The sequence below is a fragment of the Variovorax sp. LG9.2 genome (assembly GCF_035018885.1).
GTDB lineage: Bacteria > Pseudomonadota > Gammaproteobacteria > Burkholderiales > Burkholderiaceae_C > Variovorax.
On the sequence record NZ_JASJXB010000008.1, the window covers coordinates 57,632 to 78,961 of the forward strand.

Consider the following 21,330-nt stretch of genomic DNA (forward strand, 5'->3'; position numbering starts at 1 on the left):
CCATATCAGGTATCGCGCCATTGGCTAAGCAGCCACGCGATCTTCCCGGCGGCGCCACCCTGCGCGATGGCCTCGTCATCGCTGCCCACGGTCGTCACTGCCTCGTCGAAACGCCCGAGGGCGAACGCCTCATTTGCCACCCGCGTGGCAAGAAGAGCCAGTCGGTCGTCGGTGACCGCGTGCGCTGGCAAGCGACCGAAGACGAAGGCACCATCGAGCAGGTGCTGCCGCGTCGCAACCTCTTCTATCGGCAAGACGAGATCCGCACCAAGTCGTTCGCGGCCAACCTCGACCACGTGCTGATCCTGATCGCCGCCGAGCCTGATTTTTCAGAGCATCAACTTGCGCGAGCGTTGATCGCTGCCGAGGCTGAGCGCATCACACCGATCATCGCGCTCAACAAGAGCGACTTGGCGCTGCCCTTCGAACGCGCCTGGGCAAAGCTGTTGCCTTACCGGCGAATGCAGCATGGCGTGCTGCCGTTGTCTCTGAAGGCATCGGGCGAGGCCGATCGCGAATCGCTGATGAAGTTGCTGGCCGGTAAAACCACGCTGGTACTCGGCCCTTCGGGCGCGGGCAAGAGCACGCTTATCAACCTGCTGGTGCCCGGCGCCACCGCACTGACCCGCGAAATTTCGCAGGCGCTGAATTCGGGCAAGCACACCACCACCAGCACGACCTGGTACTGGGTCGATGCCGACCACACCACCGGACTGATCGACTCGCCGGGGTTCCAGGAGTTCGGCCTGCATCACATCTCGCCGACGCAGCTCACCGGCCTGATGCCCGATATCGCCGCGCACGCGAACAACTGCAAGTTCTACAACTGCACGCATCTGCACGAACCGGGCTGCGGTGTCATTGCGAATGTAGAAACCGCCGACAAACCGGGCGCCATCAGCGCGACTCGCTACAAGATATACGGCGAATTGTTTGCCGAGTTGAGCCAGACGCGCTACTGAGCAGGCAGTGAGTTAGGAGCGGCGCGCGGTAGGACAGCCGCACCCGATGCGAACGCCACGCGCTCCACCCGGTAGCCGCGCTGGCGCAAGAGCCCTGGCAGGCCGGCGGGCCCGATCATGTGAAGCGCGCCCACCGCGGCGAATACGCTGCGGCCTTTTTTGTGCAGCGCATCGATGGCACCAGCGAGCGCCGGATTGCGGTCGTCGATCAAGCGCCTGATCGCGGCGATCTCTTTTGGCGTGGTCATGCAATCGCACCACTGTGCGTAGCTTTCGAGTCTGGACAAATCCGACTCCGCCCAGGTCGTCAGCAGCGTTCGGGTCAAGGCTTTGGAGCGATCTCCTTCCAGCGCGTCGAGCGCATCCGTGATCTCGTCGACGTCGACCACCGCATCCGGACCAAGCATCGCATCGGCCTGTACCTCCGGCGTTTCGAGCGAGACGATCGGCTTGCGTTCGGCGCGTGCCTGCTCGGCCAGCATCTGGTCGGCACCGTACTCGAAGTACAAGCCATCGGCACGCAGGCCGATCAATTCGATGGTGCTCAGCAACATCGAGGGGTGCATTTTTCCGACCAAGGTTTCGGGCAGGCAAACGCGTGCCAGCTGCGCATTCACCCGCGGCACGAGCGCCGTCGGCACGTCGCCAGCGTGGCGCGAGATAAGCTTCGCGAATCGCTGCTGGATCGAAGGATCGTCGACGTCCATTTCCAGCGCGAGCGTCTTGCTGGCGCGCAAGGCCGCAGCAGTCTTTGGTCCCGGCAACGCCCAGTCCTGCTTGTTGATATGGATCGTTCCATAGAGCCATGACGTGTGGCTGGCCGTACTGATGCGCCAAAGAAAACCGCGATCGCGCGGTTCGCCCAGCGTCGGCGTCAGCTGACCTGCAGCCAGTTTCGGCGCGGGCGGACATTCGGCCCCATGCGCCGCGCTCGCCCACAGCGAAAGCCACGCGACGACGAACACTAAGGCAGCGATCCAGCGACCACCGTAGCGGCGACCATGATCGACACCGAGACCGGCGCAGGACATCAGCCGAGCACGGTCTGCAGCGCATCGATCAGCGTGCTGCACTGATCGCGCGTGCCAATGCTGATACGCAGGTACTGGTCGATGCGCGGCTGTGCGAAATGGCGCACAAGCACGGCCCGTTCCCGCAGCGCGGCAGCGAGCATGGCTGCATCGTGATCAGCATGGCGCACGAAGACGAAGTTGGCTTGTGACGGCAGCACTTCGAAGCCCAGATCTTCCAGCTGCAAGCTGAGGCCCTCGCGCGTGTCCATCACCGCTTTGCGCGTGGATTCGAAGTAGCGCTCGTCCTCGATCGCCGCGACGGCGCCAGCGCTCGCGAGGCGATCGAGTGGATACGAGTTGAAGCTGTCTTTGACGCGCGTCAACGCGTCGATCAGATGCGACTGTCCGCAGGCGAAGCCGACACGCAATCCGGCCAGCGAATGCGACTTCGACAAAGTTCGCACCACGAGCAGGTTCGGATAGAGCGCCACCAGCGGCAATGCACTTTCGCCGCCGAAGTCGACGTAGGCCTCATCGACCAGCACGACGCGATGCGGGCAGGCCATCAGCAATTGCTCGATGCGCTCGAGCGGCAGGCCGATGCCGGTCGGTGCATTCGGGTTGGCTATGACGATGCCGGCACAGCCGTCGACAGACTGCGCGCGCGCAGCTAGCGCATCGACGTCGATGCGCAGGTCATCATCCGCTGGCTGCAGCTCGCAGGCGATGCCATAGAGCTGCGCGTACACCTTGTAGAAGCTGTAGGTGATGTCGGGAAGGAGCAGCGGTTCAGCCTGCTGAAAGAAAGCAAAGAACGCGTGCGCAAGCACTTCGTCCGATCCGTTGCCGACGAAAACCTGCTGCGCGTTCAACCCATGTCGATGCGCGATGGCTTCACGCAACGCCATCGAAGTCGGATCGGGGTAGCGCTCCAGCCCGCTTTCAGACGCACGCTGTATCGCATCGATGGCAAGCGGTGACGGCGGGTACGGGTTCTCGTTGGTGTTGAGCTTGACGAGGTTGTCGATGCGTGGCTGCTCGCCGGGCACGTACGGCTGCAGTGCCGCGATGCGCGGGCTCCAGAAGCCCGACTTCGGCGCGCCCAACGCGGTCAACCAAGCAGGCGCGCCAGCGTCAACAGCGCCAGCAACACCATCCACATCACGACCGATCGCCACACCAGGCCGACCACACTGCGTAGATGCGCCGGCTCGGGCTCGCGGCCCGGCGTGCTTCCGCTGTCGAAGGTGCGCGCGCTCAGCAGAGGGTCGCCGGCCTGGGCGCGCTGCAACGGATCGGTGATCGGCACCGGGCTGAGCGTACCGCCGCCTAGCCGCACATTCACTGCGCCCGAGGTCGCCGCGAGGATCACGCCGTCGTTCGGATCAGGGAAGCGACTCGCGTCGTTGCGCCAGCAATCGATCGCCTCTTCGAAGCTGCCGACCACCGCGAAGCCGAGCGCCGTGATTCGCGCCGGTAGCCAGTCGATGGCGCCCCACGCACGGTGCGCCGCCTGTTGCACCCACACGCTCGACGGCTGGTTCGTCGCGCCGCTCTTGTGCGCCCAATAGCGCGCCACGAACTCGCTCATGCGATAGAAGACAGCACCGGCTGGCCCCAACCCGAACGCGGCCAGAATCGAAAACCACGCCAGCACGCCGAACACGTGTCGGTGAGCAGCAATGACCGAATGCTCGATCACATGACGCACGATTTCGCTGCGCGGCAAGTCGGCTGCGTCGACACGCTGCCAATGCGCCAGCAGCGATCGGGCGAGCGGCTCATCGCCATCGTCGAGCGCATCGCGAATGCCGGTGAAGTGATGGCTGAACTGCCGAAAGCCCAAGGTGACATAAAGCACCGCGATGCTCCACAGTACGGCAAAAGGCAAGCCCAGGGTGAGCACCAAAAGCCAGTGCACGCCGAGTGCGATCAGCGTCGGTATGAACACGGAAATGGCCCATGCGATCCACCCGTGATGCGGCTTGCCCGCGTCGAAATTGCGGCTGATCCAGCGCGTCCAGGCGAGCACGCCGCCGTAGATCGGGTTATGAAAGGCGAGCGGCCGCACCTGTTCGATCAGCAACGCGCACAGGATGGCAAAAAAGCTCATCCTTCGATGATAGCGACGAGGGCTTTTGCGACAACGGTTATCAGGCGATCATGAAGCGATAGAGATTGCGCAGCATGCCGGCCGTGGCGCCCCAAACGAAGCGCTCGTGCGCACCGTCCTGGTAAGGCATCGAGAACCACTCGCGCCGCTGCGATTCGCCATCGGATGATTGCCACACAATGCTGTGACGACGGTGGTTCGCAGGGTTCATGAGGAACGCCAGCGGCACTTCGAACGAGTCCGCGACTTCGTAGGGGTTGATTGTGAGCTCGAACCCCGGCTTTACCAGCGCGACCACTGGCGTGATGATGAAAGAAGTGCCAGTGGTGTAAGTTGGCAAGCTGCCCAGCACCTCGATGAAACGCGACTCCAATCCGACCTCTTCCCACGCTTCGCGCATCGCCGCCGCGGCGACGTTAATGTCTTCCGGATCGACGCGGCCACCCGGGAACGCCACCTGGCCGGAGTGGGTCGACAGATGCGTCGTGCGCTCGGTCAGCAGCACCGTCGGCACCTCGCGCATGACAATCGGAACCAGCACCGCTGCCTGAGCCGGCACGCGGTCGGCAAAGCGCGGCTCGCGCCGCACTTCAGGCGACCAGTTTGGCGGCGTCCCAAAGCGCGCACGCAACGCGAGGTCTGTCAGCTGCGACGCAGCGACTACGGGCAACTGGTGGTCGACGGCCATAACGGGCACGGTGCGTGGATCGAACGATGGCATGGGCACGAAAGGCGCCGCGTTGATCGGTTCGATAGGGTCGGATTGCATGGAAAAAAATAGGGATCGGCTTAGATGGTGAGAGCCTGAAACGGCACAAAAGACGCAGAGGTCACAGAACGCACCAACCATAACGCGCAACGACGAAGACTGCCGTCGCGTCCGACCAATCGAGGCGCCAATGCAAAAAGCCGCCATGACGGCGGCTTTTCGATGCACAGGAACAAATGCCTGCAGGCTGCTTATTGCGCCGCGGCTGCCGGTGCGGCAGTCTTGCTGCGAAGTTGCAGCTTTTCCTTGATGCGTGCTGAACGACCGCTGCGCTCGCGCAGGTAGTACAGCTTGGCGCGACGGACGTCACCGCGGCGCTTGACTTCAATGGCGGCGATCAGCGGGCTGTAGGTCTGGAACGTACGCTCCACGCCTTCGCCGCTCGAAATCTTGCGCACCGTGAAGCCGCTGTTGAGGCCGCGGTTGCGCTTGGCGATCACGACGCCTTCGTAGGCTTGGATACGCTTACGGGTACCTTCGACGACGTTCACGCTGACGATGACCGTGTCACCGGGCATGAAAACGGGGATCTTTTTGTCGAGGCGGACGATTTCTTCCTGCTCGAGGGTTTCGATGAGATTCATGACTTTCCTGATGTCGATCGTGCTCGCGCTACACAAAAGGCGTTTGGCGGGTTCGACTCTGAAAGAGTCGAGGTACGTCACGCGGCCGGGCAGAGGATCGAGGGAGCCTTAAATTATAGCTTTTTCTTCAAAGCCGTCTCGTCGGCCGCATCCAGACGACCAGCTGCGCGCGCTGCCTCGATAAGCTCGGGGCGTCGAGCCGCCGTGATCGCAAGGCTTTGATCGCGCCGCCAACGCTCGATCTGCATGTGGTGACCAGACATCAACGGCGTTGGGACGCTCACGCCGTTCCATTGCTCGGGGCGCGTGTAGTGCGGGCAGTCCAGCAAGCCATCGAGGGTCGGGTTGAAACTGTCCTGCGCATGACTGGCCTCGTCGCCGAGCACGCCAGGTTGCAGACGGGCGACGGCATCGAGCAAGGCCATCGCGGCGATCTCTCCACCCGACAGCACGAAGTCCCCGAGGCTGATCTGATGCGTGACGCGCGCATCGATAAAGCGCTGGTCGATCCCTTCGTAGCGGCCGCAGATCAAGACCGCGCCGTCGCCGGCAGACCAATGCTCGACCGATGCGTGGCGCAGAACTTCGCCAATCGGCGAGAACAGCACGACCGGTACGGCGACGGACGAGTCTCCGCGGGCAGCCAGCGCCGCATCGAGACAGGCCATGAGCGGTTCGGCCATCATGACCATGCCCGGACCGCCGCCAAAGGGTCGATCGTCGACGCGCTTGTAGTTGCCTTGCGCAAAATTGCGCGGATTCCAGAGGACGACCTCGACCTGCTTCGATTCGTAAGCGCGACGCGTGACACCGCTCGCGAAGAAGGGCGCGAACAGTTCGGGAAACAGCGTGATGAGGTCGAAGCGCATGGCGGTTCGATGAGCGACTAACGCGCGGCGCCTAGTACTCGGGCTGCCAGTCGACCGTGATCAGCCGGCCGGCAAGGTCGACCTTGTCGACGTAGACGGACACGAACGGCACCATGCGTTCAATCGGCTTGCCGTCTTCTTCAGCGGTCAACACCAGCGTGGTTTGCGGACCCGTCGCAAGCAGTTCACGCACGCTGCCGAGCGCTATGCCTTCGCGATTGACGACGTCGAGACCGATCAAATCGACCCAGTAGTACTCGTCTTCAGCCGCAGTCGGAAAGCTAGAACGCGGTACGAAAACGCGCGCGCCTCGCAGCGCTTCAGCCGCGGTCCGGTCAGGCACCTCGTCAGAGTGCGCGACGACCCAATTGGAATGTTCTTTGGCCTCGCGAATCGCGAGCTTGAAGGGGCCGGAAGTTCCGCCAGGCGGCTGGATGAACCAGCGCTTGGAAGAAAAAAGCGCCTCGGGTTGGGCGCTGTGGGGCATGACCTTAAACCAGCCTTTGATGCCCCAGGCATCGGCAATGCGCCCCACCTCGATCGCGTCCGCCGGCAGTGCGGCGGCTTCGAGCGTGGGCAGCATTACCTACCGCCGATCAGGCTGCTGCCTTGGGTGCCGCAGCAGCGGCTTGCTTGACCAGACGCATCACGGTCGGAGAAGCCTGTGCGCCGACGCCGGTCCAGTAAGCCAGGCGGTCCGATGAAATGCGGATGCTCTCTTCGTTTTCCTTGGCGGCCGGGTTGTAAAAACCCAGACGCTCGATGAAACGGCCATCGCGGCGAACGCGCTTGTCCGACACGACGATATTGAAAAACGGACGGCCTTTGGAGCCGCCGCGGGAGAGTCGAATGACGACCATGATTTATCCTTCGGGTGGTGCAGCAAGCCGGGAAAATCCCGATAACGCTTGCACACGGTGTTCTTCCAGCGTCGAGACACGCGACATGGCCACCCGGCCAGCGACACGCTGAAAAGCCCACGATTATAGCCCGCCCACCTGATTTTCAGACTCGGCCCGTCCCGCCGCCGTACCTCGTCCACCACAAATTGCCTCGCAGGCTCCTGATGACCACCATTCGCCCCAGCCGTGAAGACGATCTGCACGCCATCACCGCGATCTACGCCCACCATGTGCTGCACGGCACAGGCACCTTCGAAACCGATCCACCCACGGTGGCAGACATGACCGCGCGCCGCGCCGATGTGCTGTCCAAAGACCTGCCCTATCTGGTGGCAGAAGGCGACACCGGCGAGGTGCTCGGTTTTGCGTACTGCAATTGGTTCAAGCCACGGCCGGCGTACCGATACTCGGCGGAGGATTCGATCTATCTCGCCGAGAGCGCCCGCGGCCAGGGACTCGGCACTCAGTTGCTGGAGGCGTTGATGCGTGCAGCCGAAGCGGTCGGCGTGCGCAAACTCATCGCGGTCATCGGCGATTCGGCCAACCTCGGCTCGGTCGGCGTCCATCGAGCACGAGGCTTTTCACACGTCGGCGTGTTGAAGGATTGCGGCTGGAAGTTCGGTCAATGGCGAGACGTGGTGTTGATGGACAAGGTTTTAGGCCAGGGCAGCGACACCGCGCCGGAGTAAAAAGGCGCGATGAAAAACAAGACCCTGGCCGCGTGGCTTGCCTTTGTCGGCGGCCCGCTCGGCCTGCACCGCTTCTACCTGCGTGGCCTTGGCGACATGCTTGGCTGGCTTCTGCCCATTCCGACAGCGCTGGGCCTCTACGGCATAGAACGCGCGCGGCTCAACGGTCTGGATGACCAATGGAGCTGGCTGCTCATCCCATTGATCGGTTTCACCATCGCTGGGTGCGCGTTGACCGCGATCATCTACGGCCTGATGACGCCTGAAAAATGGAACGGGCGCTTCAACGCCGGAGCGGCACCCGATGCACCTTCCGGGCAAACCGGATGGCTCACCATCGGCGCCATCGTCGTGTCGTTGCTGATCGGCACGACGGTCCTCATGTCGAGCATTGCTTTCAGCTTTCAGCGCTACTTCGAATACCAGGTCGAAGAAGGCCGAAAGATGTCGCAGTAACTTTTCGCCCGCTGCGCGCCAGCCCTCGATCGGCTGCTAAAAAATCTGCAGGCTGATCCAGTAGGCGATTGCAGCGACGAAAGCCGATGCAGGAATGGTGAAGACCCACGCCCACACGATGTTGCCCGCCACGCCCCAGCGCACGGCACTGGCACGCTGAGTGGCGCCGACGCCGACGATAGCGCCCGTGATGGTGTGCGTCGTCGACACCGGAACACCCAGAGCGGTTGCAAGAAACAAGGTGAGCGCCCCACCCGTCTCCGCACAGAAACCGCCGACCGGCTTGAGCTTGGTGATCCGCTGCCCCATGGTCTTCACGATGCGCCAGCCGCCGAACATCGTGCCGAGCGCGATCGCGGTGTAGCAGCACACGATGGTCCAAGTCGGCGGACTGGCGTCGTTGGCATTGGCATAGCCGGTGGCGATCAGCAGCATCCAGATGATGCCGATGGTTTTTTGCGCATCATTGCCGCCGTGGCCCAGGCTGTAGGCGCCGGCCGAGACGAGTTGCAGCCGGCGGAACCACCGGTCGACCCGCGATGGCGTCGATCGGCGAAACACCCAGGCGACCAGGATCATCATGAAGGAGCCGAGCAAAAAACCGAGCAGCGGCGACACGAAGATGAAGGCCACGGTCTTCCAGATTCCCGAAGCCACCAGCGCACTCGAGCCGGCCTTGGCGATCACCGCGCCGACGATGCCACCGATGAGCGCATGCGAAGAACTGCTCGGAATGCCGTAGTACCAGGTGGCGAGGTTCCAGCTGATGGCGCCGATCAGCGCACCGAACACCACGTGCACGTCGATCACGCTCGGCTGCGCGATGCCTTTGCCGACAGTCGCCGCCACGCTCAGGTGAAAGACGAAGATCGCCACCAGATTGAAGAACGCCGCGAAGACCACCGCCTGCCCCGGCTTCAACACACCAGTCGACACGACCGTCGCGATCGAATTCGCGGCGTCGTGAAACCCGTTCATGAAGTCGAACAGGATCGCCAGCACGACGAGCAAAACCACGACCCACAGGCTGACCTGAACTGCTGCCATGCGCGCTTACCGGTTCACGAGTTCTCGAGGACGATGCCCTCGATCACGTTCGCCACGTCTTCGCATTTGTCGGTGATGGTTTCGAGAAGTTCGTAGATGGCCTTCAGCTTGATGACTTCGCGCACATCGGGCTCTTCGCGAAAGAGCTTGCTCATGGCGCTGCGCATCACGCGGTCGGCGTCGGATTCGAGCCGGTCGATCTCTTCGCAGGTCTTCAGCACCGCCTCGGCCACGGCCGGGTCGGCGATCTTGCCGAGAAACTTGACTGCGTCTTTCAGGCGGTCGCAGCACTTAACGCTGAGCGCGGTGAGTCGCACGATCTCGTCGGTCATGTGGCGCACGTCGTACAGCGCCATGGTTTCGGCAGAGTCCTGGATCAGATCGGCCACATCGTCCATCGTGTTGATGAGCTTGTGGATCTGCTCGCGATCGATCGGCGTGATGAAGGTCTTGTGGATCAACCGGTTGACGTCGTGCGTCACGCGATCGGCTGCACGCTCGGCATTGTCGACATCGCGGTTGTATTGCTCACGCAGGTGGACATCGTTGTAGTTGGCAACGAGATTCTCGAAAGCACGTGCGGCCTCGACGATGCGCTCGGCGTGCTGGTTGAACATCTCGAAAAAATTCCCCTCGCGGGGCAGCAGCTTGCCGAACATAGCGCTCTCCTGAATGCGCGGCTAACACACGTTCATGACGCCGCTGTGAAAAACCGCGCAAGTGTAATGGCCGGCCGCGAAGGCGGCCGCGCGCTCAGACGATGCGCTTGACCACCTGGCCCGAGACACGCGCCAGCGCGGCAGCAGGCACCTTGTCGGGCGCGATCTCCGCCAGTGGCTTGAGCACGAAGGCGCGTTCGCGCATGCGCGGATGCGGCAGCGTGAGCGTGTCGCTGTTGCGCACCGTGTTGGCATACATCAACAGATCGAGATCGAGCGTGCGCGGTGCATTGGGAAACGGCCGTTCGCGTCCGGCAGCTTCTTCGAGACGCTGCAACGCAGCGAGCAACTGCTCGGCATCGAGGCCGGTGCGCAAGGCCACAACCGCATTCACGAAATCCGGCCCTTCTGCATTGACGGGCTCGCTACGGTAGAGCGACGAGCGTGCGGTGACGACGGTTCGCTGCAACGCGCCGAGCGCAGTCATCGCCTCTTGCACCGTGGCCGCTGCATCGCCCAGGTTGGCGCCGAGCCCGACGTAGGCAGACACCGTCGGGTACTCGTCCCGGCCCCGCCGCACCGGCGCAGCCGAACGCTTCGACGGCGCGCCCTTGCCGCTGGCGGCACGCCGGGGCGGCGCGCCGCGTGGCGGTCCGCTGTTGGGCCGTCCGGCCGGACGCGCTGGAGATCGGCTCATGCTGCTGCAGCGCCCCCATCGCCCTCTGCACCGCCGTCGCTGCCTTCGCCGCCACCGCCCGCGCGCGGCTTGCGCCGGCGACGTCGTTTGCGCGGTGCAGCCGTACCCTCGCCCTCTTGCGGGAACTCACCGCCCGGCGCATCGGCCTCATCGCGTTCACCGCGATCACCGCGATCGTCCTGGTCACCGCCGATACCACGAACATCCTGCGGCTCACGCGGCGCGTTCGGCGACGCACTGTCCTTCGGCAGCGGATCGCGGACGCGCACCCGTTGTCTCGTTTTCTGTTCGTCGCGGACCTGGTCCATCAGGTCTTGCCGGCGCAGGTCGTCTGCCGTGCTGAATTCCTGCCACCACTCGCCGATGGCCTCGCTGATCTCACCGACATCGGCGCGCAACCGCATGAAGTCGAACGCGGCGCGAAAGCGTGCCTGTTCGACCAGGCTGTACGGCGTCGCGCCGCTGCGCTTGTCGAATCGCGGCTGCATCATCCAGATTTCTCGCATGTCGGCGGCCAGCTTGCCGCGACCCGACACGTCGCCGATGCGCGAATTGAAGACATCGTCGATCGCGTCCTGCAGTGCCGGATAGGCCGGCTGGCCGCGTTGTCCGTTGCGGCCTTCGAGTCGCGCTGCCCAGCCGTCGCGCACATCGGCCCACAGCACGCAGGCCAGCAAGAAGCTCGGCGCCACCGGCTTTCCTTCACCGACACGGCGGTCGGTGTCGATCAATGCGGCTTTGACGAAGGCCTGGTCGGCCCGCTCGACCACCACATCGAGCAGCGGATAGATGCCCTTGGCGAGCCCGAGCTTGCGCAGCTGTGCGACTGTTGCAATCGCGTGCCCGGTTTGCAGCAACTTCAGCATCTCGTCGAACAAGCGGCTCTGCGGCACGTCGGCCAGCAGTTTGCTGGACTCGATCAATGGCGCGGCCGTTTTCGCTTCCATCTTGAAGCCGAGCGCAGCCAGCTTGGCCGAGAAACGGATTGCGCGAATGATGCGCACCGGGTCTTCACGGTAGCGCGTGGCCGGGTCGCCGATCATCCGGAGCGTCAGCTTCTGCGCGTCCTTGATGCCGTTGTGATAGTCGACGACCACCTGATTGGCGGGGTCGTAGTACATCGCGTTGACGGTGAAGTCGCGGCGCGCCGCGTCTTCTTCCTGCGGGCCCCAGACGTTGTCGCGCAGCACGCGGCCGCTGGCGTCGACCGCATGTTTCATGCTGGCCAGTTCGCCCTTGCTGGTGCGCTCGTTACCGGCGACCTGCTCGGCGGCGGCGTTGTCCATGTAGGCGCGAAAGGTCGAAACTTCGATCACTTCATGTTCGCGGCCACGGCCGTACACCACGTGCACGATGCGAAAGCGCCGGCCGATGATGAAGGCGCGGCGAAAGAGCCCCTTGACTTGCTCCGGCGTCGCGTTGGTCGCCACGTCGAAGTCCTTGGGCCGCAGGCCGAGCAGCAAGTCGCGCACTGCACCGCCGACGACATACGCCTCAAAGCCGGCCTGTTGAAGCGTGGTGACCACGTTTTTTGCGCGCTCATCGACCAGTGCCGGGTCGATCCCGTGCACCGATGCGGCGACCTCCTGGCGCTTGCCGAAGCGGCTTTTGCCGCGGGAGCCGTCGGCGGATTTGCCGAGCAGTTTGTCGATGAATGTCTTGATCATTGTGTTTGGTAGCTCTTACTCATTTTCAAGCATCGCGCGAATCAACGGGATCGTGATCGCGCGCTGCGTTTGCAGTGCATAGCCGTCGAGCTGATCCAACAGCTCCATCAGGCTTCCCAGGTCGCGGCTGAATCGATGCAGCACATAGTCGAGCACATCGTCCGACAACATGACGCCGCGGGCATCGGCGGCCTGGCGCAACACCGCGCGGCGCTCGGGTTCGCTCAACACCTGCAAGTGAAACACGTGCCCCCAGCCAAGCCGTGTGCGCAAGTCTTCACGCAACGGCAAGTCGGCCGGCGGCAGCGCGCCCGCTGCCACCACGCCACGCTGAAGCGTCTGCGCATTGACGAACCAGTTAAAGGCCGCGTGCTGCTGCACCGCCGTGTAGAGATGGACGTCGTCCATCAGCACGGCGCTCCATCGCTCATCGAACTCGATCGGCTCGATCACACCTGCATGCAGCCAGCCGACGGTTGCGCCTTGCTCCCGCAACGCGACCCGAACCGATTCGAGCAAATGCGTCTTGCCGCTGCCGCCTTCGCCCCACAGGTACGTCGGAACCGGGGAATGCAATGCGGGGCCTGCACCGGCACCGACCCACAACTGCAGATGCCGCAGCGTCGCTTCGTTCGGGCCCGCAAAGAAGCCCGCGAAGGTCGGACCTGTGGCAATGCCGATGTCGAGCGCCAGCTGTTTCATCCCGGAAGGTTCATGGAGGAGGCCAATGGAGCGAGGTGTCGCGGCCCTTAAAATCGTGAGGAATTCTATCGGCCCGGCCACCATGGTCGCCGGCGCCTGTCTCTGTTCAGCCCTCTTCTTCTATCGACCGCCCATGACTTCTTCTTCGTCCACCCCGCTCAGCTACAAGGATGCCGGCGTCGATATCGATGCCGGCGACGCGCTGATCGAGCGCATCAAACCGCTCGCGAAGAAGACGATGCGCGAAGGCGTTTTGGCTGGCATCGGCGGCTTCGGCGCACTCTTCGAAGTGCCCAAGCGCTACAAGGAGCCGGTGCTGGTGAGCGGCACCGATGGCGTCGGCACCAAGCTCAAACTGGCTTTCGAATGGCAGATGCACGACACGGTCGGCATCGACCTCGTCGCCATGAGCGTCAACGACGTGCTGGTGCAAGGCGCCGAGCCGCTTTTCTTTCTCGACTATTTCGCCTGCGGCAAGCTCGACGTCGACACCGCGGCAGCCGTGGTCGGCGGCATCGCACTGGGTTGCGAACTCAGCGGCTGCGCGCTGATTGGGGGCGAGACGGCCGAGATGCCGGGCATGTACCCGAACGGCGAATACGACCTCGCGGGCTTTGCCGTCGGCGTTGTCGAAAAATCGAAGATCCTGACCGGTCAGAGCGTCCAACCCGGCGACGTGGTGCTCGGCCTCGCCTCGAGCGGCGTGCATTCCAACGGGTTCAGCCTGGTGCGCAAGGTGATCGAGCGGGCGCAGCAACCCGACGGTGACGGCTTGCCCGCGACGCTCGATGGTCAGCCCTTCCGCCAAGCGGTGATGCAGCCGACGCGGCTGTATGTGAAGCCGGTGCTCGCAGCGCTCGCTGCCCATCCGATCAAGGCGCTGGCACACATCACCGGCGGCGGTTTGCTCGAGAACATTCCGCGCGTGCTGCCAGAAGGCACCGCCGCGCACCTGAAGAAGGGCAGCTGGCCAAAGACCGAGCTCTTTGCGTGGCTGCAAAAGATCGCTGGCATCGACGACATCGAAATGAACCGGACCTTCAACAACGGCATCGGCATGGTGGTCGTGCTCGACGCAGCCGAAGCCGCCGCCTGCGCCGAAACGCTGCGAGCCGCCGGTGAAGCGGTGTACGAGATCGGCACGATCGCCGCGCGCGGCGATGGCGCTGCTGTCGTCGTGGCCTGAGCAGACGTCAGTCCGTCCGTCTCTGTCCGCCCGTTTGCATCACACCGGCACATGGCCCGTTCGAACAAGTCTCCCGAATCTGCAGTTCTCGCTCGCAGCAGTGCGCAGCCGCCGCGCGTCACAGCGGCCGAGCGACCTGCGTCTCGCACCGTCGTGATCGCGAGTTACCTGCTCATCACCGGCGGACTGCTGCTGGTGATGTGGAAAGACCTGCTTCCCGGCCTGCTGTTCGTTTGCATCGGATTTCTTGCGACCCGCGCGTTTGCGCGCGGTATCGAGAGTCTGGTGCGCCGCGCTCTGCCCGCCCGCATGGGTCATCCGATCACATCGACCTTGCCCGGCGTGCTCGCGGCTGCTTTCGTGGTGCTCGCCCCCATCGGGCTGGTCGCGCTCGTCTTCGCCGAGGCGCGCGAGTTCGTTCTCAATGCGCCGGAGCAATACAAGGAATTGCTGGATTACATCGCGCGCACCGTGCTCGAACTGAAGCTCAAGCTGCCTGAGACAGTGAGCGTGTATCTGCCCGACGGCGCTGCGGAGGTTCAGCGCATGGTTGCCAGCTATTTGCGTACGCAAGCTGGCGCGCTGGCGCTCACGGGCCGGGCCTGGCTGGGCGGATTGCTGTTCGCTTACGTCGGGTTGATCGTCGGTGCGCTGGCCGGCGTCTCGCGCGGGCATCTGATGCAAGGTCCGCTGGCGACGCAATTGGAGCAGCGCATACGGTTGTTCGGCGAAGCCTTTCGGCAAATCGTCGCAGCCCAGTTCTGGATTGCAGCGTTCAACACGCTGCTTACCGCAGGCTTTCTCTTGCTGCTGCTGCCGTTGTGGGGCATGCGTCTGCCATACGAGCCGGCGCTGATCACCTTGACATTCGTGGCGGGGTTGGTGCCGATCGTAGGCAATCTCTTGTGCAACACGGTGCTGACGCTGGTCGGCCTGTCGGTGTCGCCTGCGGCTGCCGCTGCATGCCTCGTATTTCTCATCGTGATCCACAAGGGCGAGTACGTCATCAACGCCAAAGTGGTCGGCACCAAGACACACATGGCGGTGTGGGAGTTGCTGGCCGTGATGTTCGTGGCCGAAGCGGTTTTCGGGCCTGCCGGGCTGGTGGCGGCACCGCTGTTCTATGCGTACCTGAAGAAAGAGCTGGAAGCGAATCGGCTGGTGTGAAGCGGCGATGTCTGGTCAGGTGGCCGCTGCAGCCGGGTTCGGTACCGGCGTGGCTTCCGGTGCATCCGGGTCCATCCACTTCGCCGCATGGCTGCGCAGTGCATCGAGCTGCAACCAGATCAACGCGAGCTGCGTTCGCACCAGACGAACTTGCGCATCGTCAGCGCCTTCCGTGATGTCTTCGGCCAGTGCATTGAGAGCTGCGCGCGCGGCCAATGCAGCCGGCGTCTCGTTCCAGTAAAGATTGCTGCCGCCAAGCCCCTCGGTCAAACGTTCTAACGCCAGCGCAGCCTGTTCGGCCGCTTCGCGCAAGACGACCGCACGCGGTACGTCCCGCAACACCTCGCGATGGGCGCCGAGCGCCGACAGATAGCTCAGCATGGTGTGCGACTGGATCAAAAAGCGCAGGGCCACGCCGGCACGCGGCCGCACGAAATTCGGCTCACGGAACATCTCGGAAACTGCCGTCGACAGCGCTGCATCCGAGTTGTGCGCATTGCGTCGTGCAAGACGGTAGTCGAGATCGTCGCGGGCGCCCGAACGATATTGCTCGACGATCTGCCGCAGATAGCCCGCGTGGTGCCGCATCGCCAGCGCCGCCAGTTCGTGAATGCGCCGACCCTGCCAGTGCGGCAGCACGAACAGCACGGCGAGCCCGGCGATGATGCTGCCGATGGCAGTGTCGAGCAGGCGCGGCACGATCAACACCTCGCTGTCGCCGACCTGGTTGAAGCACATCAGCACCAGCAAAGTCATCGCCGCGGTGGCAACGAGATAGCGCGTGGTGCGCGTCGCGAAGAAGAGCACGCCGGCGGCCACGGCGATCATCGATTGCAGCAATGGCTGCGGAAAAAGATCGAGCAAGGCCCAGCCCACCACGACACCGATCACGGTTCCGGCGATGCGCTGCCCCATTCGCGCAACGGTGTCGCCATAGCTTTGCTGGCAGACGAAGAGCGTGGTGAGCAAAATCCAGTAGCCCTGCGCCGGATGGATCGCGCGCATTACGCCGTAACCGACGGTCAGCGCAATGGCCAACCGCATGGCATGGCGAAACAGCGGTGCGCGCGGCGTGAACTGCCGTTGCACGCGCTCGGCGGCATCGCGCCAGGAGCGCGGCGACCGGTCGAGCAGGCTCATGTCGGTGCGGCCGAGGCCCGCGGCCGGGTGCGCGGTGTTGCTGGCGCCGGCCAGTTGACCGTCGAGCTGCGCGAGGTTGCGCGCCAGCGCTTCGACGGACGGCAGCAAGGCCGCCCGCGCCGCGCGATCCTCTGACTTGACCGCGTCCGGGGAATGCGCGTCCGCTTCGGCGCGCGCATGTTCAAGGGCATTCCGCAGTTCGGCTAGCGCCTGAACGCTGTAGCCGTCTGACACGAATGGCTCGCGCCGCGCGATCGACTGCCCCAGTTGTTGGCAGGCGCGCCCCTGCAGCCCGAGCACACGCTGGCAGCGATAGAGCAGGTCGCTGTGAAAGAACGCATCGGCCAGCGCGTTGTAGTCATCGTGAGACGAACTCGCCCGCTCGTGCACATCCTGCGCGATCAGGTACAGGCCGCGATAGCGTGCGATGCGACCGGTCGGCGCCCGTGCGCCGATGCGGCGAAAGATGCTTTCCTTGGCATTGTTGAGTTCGGTCACCACGGTCGCATTGAGCTGCGCCAACGCGAGCCGTTTGTGCTCGATATTGACGTCCCGCAACGGCTCGAACAGCGACGCCTTGAACTGCACGTAGTCACCGAGCACGGTGAAGAGCCGCACCAGCATCGCCTGCACGGGTTGTGCAGGAAACATGGCGCACCACGCCACCGACAGCACGCCGTACCAGGCAGCGCCCGCCAGCAAGAGCAATGGTTCACGGTCGTGCGGCACTCCGGAACTCAGCGCGTTGTCGGCGGCGAGCGTGGCGTACAGCGCCAGGATCAGCGTTGCGTAAGCGATGGCTTTGTAGCGCGCTCCCACGGCGCCGAGCATCGTCAACACGAAGGCTGTCAGCGCCAGTGCGGCGATAAACAGCGGCGGCCAATCGAAGAGGAATTCGACCGAATAAGCCGCCGCCGCGAAGCAGGCCAGCGTAACCACCTGCGCCCGAAACCGGCCGCGCCAGCTGTCGTCGGTTTCGGCCAGCGCGCTGGCGATGGCACCAAGAAAGAGCGGGATCATCACGTCCTGCCGCTCGGTCAGCCAGCAGGCGGCCATCAGGCCGCCGAGCGCGAGCAGCACGCGCAATGGTTGGGCGCGCGCAGCGAGCGCGCGCCAATGCTGGCGCAGGGCATGGAAGGACGAATTGGACATAGCCATGTAGTGGCGCAGGATGCGTGCCAAGTTGCTGCGACCCCAGTTTGCGACTGCCGCCGCGCTACCCATTTGATAGCGTCATCTGCAGGCGCAGCGCGCGCGGTGGTTGGTTTTGGCGGCGACGCCTAGACGTAGCCGCAGAAGCGCAGCGCATGACCGTCGGGTTCACGAATTGCGAACTCGCGCAGGCCCCAGGGCTGCGAGACGGGTGATTCGGTCACCGTCACGCCGCGCTTCAGGTAAGCCTCGTGCAAGCCGTCGACATCGTGGCCGACGTGGATGACGATCTCGCCCCGCCACTGCCGCGTCTCGCGCGCATTGCATTGCCAGAGGCGGATGTAGACCGGGTCACCGTGGGTGCGATCCCCCTTCTTGACGCGCGCATAGCTCGGCGGTTCGCCAGCGATGAAGTCAAGCTCGAAGCCCAGCACGTCGCAGAAATAGCGTGCGGCACGCGCCGCATCGGCCACGGGCAACAACGGCTGGATGCCGTGGAATCGATGCAGCGTGCCGAGGTCGACAACGCCGAGCCGCGGAACAGGCGCGGTGCTCATGCCACGCGCCGCAGCGTGGCCACACGCTCGGCGATGACGTCGATGTCGAGCGCGTCGTCGGCGTTCGTCAGGTAGGTTCCGAGATCGCGCACCGCCTCCGAGGTATTGCCCTGCTCGGCGTGGGCAAGGCCGCGGTCGCGGTGCTCAGACCATGCGTCCGGCAACAGGGCCACGAGGCGATCCTGCACCGCGATGGCGCGTTGCCAGTCTTCCTGCGTGCGATGCACTTCCTTCAGATTGCGCAGCATGCGCGCGATGATTTCACGGGGTGCCGCGGGCTGCAGGTACAGCCCGAGCGGCACATCGAAATCGTCGACCAGGCCATTGCTGCGCTTGTACGGCTCGAGCCGCTCGCCGAGTTCTTCGCGCGAGAGTGATTTGCCGGTGAAAGGGTCGATCACGACCTGTCCTTTCGGCAAGGTCACCTTCAACATGAAGTGACCCGGAAAGGCAACGCCGCGTGCGTGCAGCCCGAGCCCCTGCGCCAGCTCCATCCACAGCACCGCGAGCGAGATCGGGATGCCGCGGCGGGTGCGCAGCACGGCGTTCAGATAGCTGTTGTCCGGGTCGTAGTAGTCGTTGACGTTGCCGCCGAAACTCAGATCGTGAAAGAAGAACTGGTTGAGCAACCGCAGCCGTTGGAGCGGCGCGGCATCTGCCGGCAGGCGGCGCTTGAGCCGGGCCAGCAATTGGTCGACATCGCCGAGCACCTGTTGCACATCGAGCTCGGGGTACTCATCCTGCGCCAGGCTAGCGGCGGCTTCGAGCAGCGGAAAGTGGTCGTCGCTCTGCACGAGCGAGCCGAAATACTCAAGAGCGGTGGGCGCTGAAAAGCGGAGGGACATGTGTCTTTGTAGTGGAGGCATCCGGGAGCGTCAAGCTCTGACGCACGGACCCGTTCAGCGCTGCGTCGACGAGCTCAACGCCGCATGAAGCTGCGAAGCTTGACGCCGACCAGCGCCAGCGTTGCAAAGTAGAGGGCCGCGGCACTCACGACGATGCCTGCCAGCAGCCCGACACGCAGCAGGCGCTGTTCGCGCAGGGCGATCCAGTCGAAGTGCTGGTTGCCCCACACAAGCAGCGCGCCCAGCACCACTGTCCCGGCCAGCACTTGCGCAATGAAGCGGCCCCAACCGGGTTCAGGCTTGAAGCTGCCGGCCCGGCGCAGGCCGATCAGCAGCAGCAGCGCATTCACCAGCGTCGCGATACCGATCGACAGGGTCAGCCCCGCGTGCTGCATCTGCGGCACCAGAAAAATGTTGAGCACCTGCGTCAACGCCAGCGCGCCGAGGCTGATGCGCATTGGCGTGCGCATGTCGTGCCGCGCGTAGTAGCCGGCGGCAAGCACCTTGATGGCGACGATGCCGAGCAGACCGGTGCCGTAGCCCATCAAGGCCGCCGTGGTGCGCTGCACGTCGAGCGCGCTGAACGCGCCGTTGTGAAAAAGCACCGCTACCAGCGGCTGCGGAAACACCAGCAGCGCGACGGCGCACGGCACGGTGAGCAGCACCACGAGGCGCAGGCCCCAATCGAGCATCGCCGAGTAACGGATGTCGTCCTTGGCGGCACGCGCGGCGGCGAGTTGCGGCATCAGCACCACGCCCAGCGCCACGCCGAGCATCGCGCTGGGGAACTCCATCAGCCGATCGGCGTTGGTGATCCAGGTAACGCTGCCTTCGGCCAGATGCGATGCGATCTGCGTGTTGATAAGCAGCGAAATCTGGGCGCCGCTGACACCGATGAGCGCAGGCAGCATCAGCCTGAGAATCTTGCGCGTGGTCGGGTCGGCCCATGCAGCTCGGAGGGCGGCCCATCGCACGCCGATGCGCGGCAGCATGCCGAGCGAGCGCAGCGCAGGAATTTGCAGCGCCAGTTGCAAGATGCCGCCGACCATCACGCCGATGCATTGCGCATAGATGGGCTCGATGCCGTAGCGCCTGAAAAGCGGCGCACCGAGCACGATCGACGAAATCAGCGCCAGGTTCAGCAAGACCGGCGACGCGGCGGGCACGACGAACTTACGCCACGTATTGAGAATGCCGCCCGCCAACGCCACCAGCGACATGAAGCCGATGTACGGAAACATCCAGCGCGTCATGACGACCGCGCTGTCGAAGCCGCCCGATTGCTTCAGTCCACTGGCCATCGCCCACACCATCAGCGGCGCGGCCACGACGCCGACCACGCACAGCACCACAAGGGTCCAGGTCAGCAACGTGCCGACGTGGTCTATGAGCTGCTTGGCGCCTTCGTCGCCGTGCTCCGTCTTGCAGGCGGCCAGCACGGGTACGAAGGCCTGACTGAAGGCGCCTTCGCCGAGCACGCGACGAAACAGGTTGGGAATGCGAAACGCGACGTAAAAAGCGTCGGTGAGCGCGCTGACGCCGAACACCGAGCTCATCAGTACGTCGCGCACGAGGCCGGTGATGCGCGAGGCCAGGGTCAGCAGCGAGACGGTGGAGGCAGAGCGAAAAAGTGACACCGGGCGAGTGTATGTGCGCACCGTGCCGCTGCGGATGGCGTCTTGTCCGGCCCCGCCTATAATAGAAGGCTTTGCTGCATCATCCTCAGACACTAAAGGATCCGAATCATGGCATCAGCCAAACCCAAGAAAAAGAACCCCCGCCTCGCATCGGGCCGTAAACGCGTCCGTCAGGGCACGAAACTGAACGCTGCGAATACCTCGCTGCGCTCCAAGTACCGCACCGCTGTCAAGAACGTCGAAAAGGCTGTTCTGGCCGGCGACAAGACCAAGGCGACCGAACTGTTCGCCAAGGCACAAAGCATTGTGGACACGGTTGCCGACAAGGGCATCTTCCACAAGAACAAGGCAGCTCGCGACAAGAGCCGCCTCTCGACGAAGGTCAAGAACCTCGTCCTGGCGCCTGAAAAGGCCGCCGCCTGACACCAGTCAGGCAAACAGCCCGGACGGGTCTCCCGTCCGCCGTTTGATCGGGGTGCGCTGCAGCAAAGTGAAAAAACCGCCTTCGGGCGGTTTT

At 64.0% G+C, this 21,330-nt stretch carries 23 protein-coding genes; 6 read left to right on the plus strand and 17 right to left on the minus strand.

Going from position 1 to position 21,330, the window contains the following annotated elements; all coding sequences use genetic code 11:
- The first annotated feature begins 11 nt into the window (after nucleotides 1-11).
- A complete protein-coding gene (gene rsgA / locus QN413_RS10530) occupies nucleotides 12-962 on the plus strand; it encodes a ribosome small subunit-dependent GTPase A (protein WP_323496712.1) in 951 nt (316 codons plus the stop codon).
- On the opposite strand, the gene QN413_RS10535 is transcribed toward rsgA, so the two are convergent.
- The 8 genes from QN413_RS10535 to rpsP form a co-directional block, all read right to left on the minus strand.
- The gene (locus QN413_RS10535) at nucleotides 956-1,993 is read right to left on the minus strand and encodes a TraB/GumN family protein (protein ID WP_323496567.1); all 1,038 of its coding nucleotides are present in this window, start codon (nucleotides 1,991-1,993) and stop codon (nucleotides 956-958) included. The two genes, rsgA and QN413_RS10535, sit on opposite strands and share 7 nt — an antisense overlap.
- On the minus strand, nucleotides 1,993-3,081 hold the full coding sequence (hisC, locus tag QN413_RS10540) for a histidinol-phosphate transaminase (protein ID WP_323496713.1): 1,089 nt from the start codon (nucleotides 3,079-3,081) through the stop codon (nucleotides 1,993-1,995). Before hisC ends, QN413_RS10535 begins: the two co-directional genes overlap by 1 nt.
- A gap of 5 nt (nucleotides 3,082-3,086) precedes the next feature.
- A complete protein-coding gene (locus tag QN413_RS10545; RefSeq protein ID WP_323496568.1) occupies nucleotides 3,087-4,088 on the minus strand; it encodes a CobD/CbiB family protein in 1,002 nt (333 codons plus the stop codon).
- Nucleotides 4,089-4,128: 40 nt separating this feature from the next.
- Nucleotides 4,129-4,857: a CoA pyrophosphatase gene (locus QN413_RS10550; RefSeq protein ID WP_323496569.1), complete on the minus strand. Its 729-nt coding sequence runs from the start codon at nucleotides 4,855-4,857 to the stop codon at nucleotides 4,129-4,131.
- A gap of 191 nt (nucleotides 4,858-5,048) precedes the next feature.
- Complete coding sequence (rplS, locus tag QN413_RS10555; RefSeq protein WP_187052653.1) at nucleotides 5,049-5,441, minus strand: 50S ribosomal protein L19; 393 nt, start codon at nucleotides 5,439-5,441, stop codon at nucleotides 5,049-5,051.
- 113 nt (nucleotides 5,442-5,554) lie between these two features.
- On the minus strand, nucleotides 5,555-6,310 hold the full coding sequence (trmD, locus tag QN413_RS10560; protein WP_323496570.1) for a tRNA (guanosine(37)-N1)-methyltransferase TrmD: 756 nt from the start codon (nucleotides 6,308-6,310) through the stop codon (nucleotides 5,555-5,557).
- Between the two features lie 31 nt (nucleotides 6,311-6,341).
- Complete coding sequence (rimM, locus tag QN413_RS10565; RefSeq protein ID WP_323496571.1) at nucleotides 6,342-6,893, minus strand: ribosome maturation factor RimM; 552 nt, start codon at nucleotides 6,891-6,893, stop codon at nucleotides 6,342-6,344.
- 13 nt (nucleotides 6,894-6,906) lie between these two features.
- The gene (gene rpsP, locus QN413_RS10570) at nucleotides 6,907-7,170 is read right to left on the minus strand and encodes a 30S ribosomal protein S16 (protein WP_187052656.1); all 264 of its coding nucleotides are present in this window, start codon (nucleotides 7,168-7,170) and stop codon (nucleotides 6,907-6,909) included.
- Between the two features lie 206 nt (nucleotides 7,171-7,376).
- Here rpsP and QN413_RS10575 point away from each other — a divergent pair, with 206 nt between their 5' ends.
- On the plus strand, nucleotides 7,377-7,901 hold the full coding sequence (locus tag QN413_RS10575) for a GNAT family N-acetyltransferase (RefSeq protein ID WP_323496572.1): 525 nt from the start codon (nucleotides 7,377-7,379) through the stop codon (nucleotides 7,899-7,901).
- Nucleotides 7,902-7,910: 9 nt separating this feature from the next.
- Entirely contained in the window at nucleotides 7,911-8,357 is a 447-nt protein-coding gene (locus QN413_RS10580; RefSeq protein ID WP_323496573.1) for a hypothetical protein, read from the plus strand.
- A 36-nt stretch (nucleotides 8,358-8,393) separates the two neighbouring features.
- Here QN413_RS10580 and QN413_RS10585 read toward each other — a convergent pair whose 3' ends face one another.
- From QN413_RS10585 to hda, 5 genes are all read right to left on the minus strand, one after another.
- Nucleotides 8,394-9,404: an anion permease gene (locus QN413_RS10585; protein ID WP_323496574.1), complete on the minus strand. Its 1,011-nt coding sequence runs from the start codon at nucleotides 9,402-9,404 to the stop codon at nucleotides 8,394-8,396.
- A gap of 14 nt (nucleotides 9,405-9,418) precedes the next feature.
- The gene (locus QN413_RS10590; protein ID WP_187052660.1) at nucleotides 9,419-10,063 is read right to left on the minus strand and encodes a DUF47 domain-containing protein; all 645 of its coding nucleotides are present in this window, start codon (nucleotides 10,061-10,063) and stop codon (nucleotides 9,419-9,421) included.
- 94 nt (nucleotides 10,064-10,157) lie between these two features.
- Nucleotides 10,158-10,760 (minus strand): 2-amino-4-hydroxy-6-hydroxymethyldihydropteridine diphosphokinase, encoded by a 603-nt coding sequence (gene folK, locus QN413_RS10595; RefSeq protein WP_187052661.1) that lies wholly within the window; start codon nucleotides 10,758-10,760, stop codon nucleotides 10,158-10,160.
- Nucleotides 10,757-12,427 (minus strand): polynucleotide adenylyltransferase PcnB, encoded by a 1,671-nt coding sequence (pcnB, locus tag QN413_RS10600; protein WP_323496575.1) that lies wholly within the window; start codon nucleotides 12,425-12,427, stop codon nucleotides 10,757-10,759. The genes folK and pcnB overlap by 4 nt, the downstream gene beginning before the upstream one ends.
- 15 nt (nucleotides 12,428-12,442) lie before the next feature.
- Complete coding sequence (gene hda, locus QN413_RS10605; protein ID WP_323496576.1) at nucleotides 12,443-13,129, minus strand: DnaA regulatory inactivator Hda; 687 nt, start codon at nucleotides 13,127-13,129, stop codon at nucleotides 12,443-12,445.
- A 133-nt stretch (nucleotides 13,130-13,262) separates the two neighbouring features.
- Between hda and purM the strand changes: the two genes are divergently transcribed.
- Both purM and QN413_RS10615 read left to right on the plus strand, forming a co-directional pair.
- Nucleotides 13,263-14,315: a phosphoribosylformylglycinamidine cyclo-ligase gene (purM, locus tag QN413_RS10610; RefSeq protein WP_323496577.1), complete on the plus strand. Its 1,053-nt coding sequence runs from the start codon at nucleotides 13,263-13,265 to the stop codon at nucleotides 14,313-14,315.
- Nucleotides 14,316-14,366: 51 nt separating this feature from the next.
- Entirely contained in the window at nucleotides 14,367-15,482 is a 1,116-nt protein-coding gene (locus QN413_RS10615; RefSeq protein ID WP_323496578.1) for an AI-2E family transporter, read from the plus strand.
- 15 nt (nucleotides 15,483-15,497) lie between these two features.
- Here QN413_RS10615 and yccS read toward each other — a convergent pair whose 3' ends face one another.
- The 4 genes from yccS to murJ all read right to left on the minus strand — a co-directional run bounded on the left by yccS (nucleotide 15,498) and on the right by murJ (nucleotide 20,813).
- The gene (gene yccS, locus QN413_RS10620; RefSeq protein WP_323496579.1) at nucleotides 15,498-17,774 is read right to left on the minus strand and encodes a YccS family putative transporter; all 2,277 of its coding nucleotides are present in this window, start codon (nucleotides 17,772-17,774) and stop codon (nucleotides 15,498-15,500) included.
- 128 nt (nucleotides 17,775-17,902) lie between these two features.
- Nucleotides 17,903-18,331: a VOC family protein gene (locus QN413_RS10625; RefSeq protein ID WP_323496580.1), complete on the minus strand. Its 429-nt coding sequence runs from the start codon at nucleotides 18,329-18,331 to the stop codon at nucleotides 17,903-17,905.
- A complete protein-coding gene (locus tag QN413_RS10630; protein WP_323496581.1) occupies nucleotides 18,328-19,176 on the minus strand; it encodes a transglutaminase-like domain-containing protein in 849 nt (282 codons plus the stop codon). The genes QN413_RS10625 and QN413_RS10630 overlap by 4 nt, the downstream gene beginning before the upstream one ends.
- 74 nt (nucleotides 19,177-19,250) lie before the next feature.
- Entirely contained in the window at nucleotides 19,251-20,813 is a 1,563-nt protein-coding gene (murJ, locus tag QN413_RS10635; protein ID WP_323496582.1) for a murein biosynthesis integral membrane protein MurJ, read from the minus strand.
- Nucleotides 20,814-20,921: 108 nt separating this feature from the next.
- Here murJ and rpsT point away from each other — a divergent pair, with 108 nt between their 5' ends.
- The gene (rpsT, locus tag QN413_RS10640) at nucleotides 20,922-21,236 is read left to right on the plus strand and encodes a 30S ribosomal protein S20 (protein ID WP_187052670.1); all 315 of its coding nucleotides are present in this window, start codon (nucleotides 20,922-20,924) and stop codon (nucleotides 21,234-21,236) included.
- The last annotated feature ends 94 nt before the right edge of the window (nucleotides 21,237-21,330 follow it).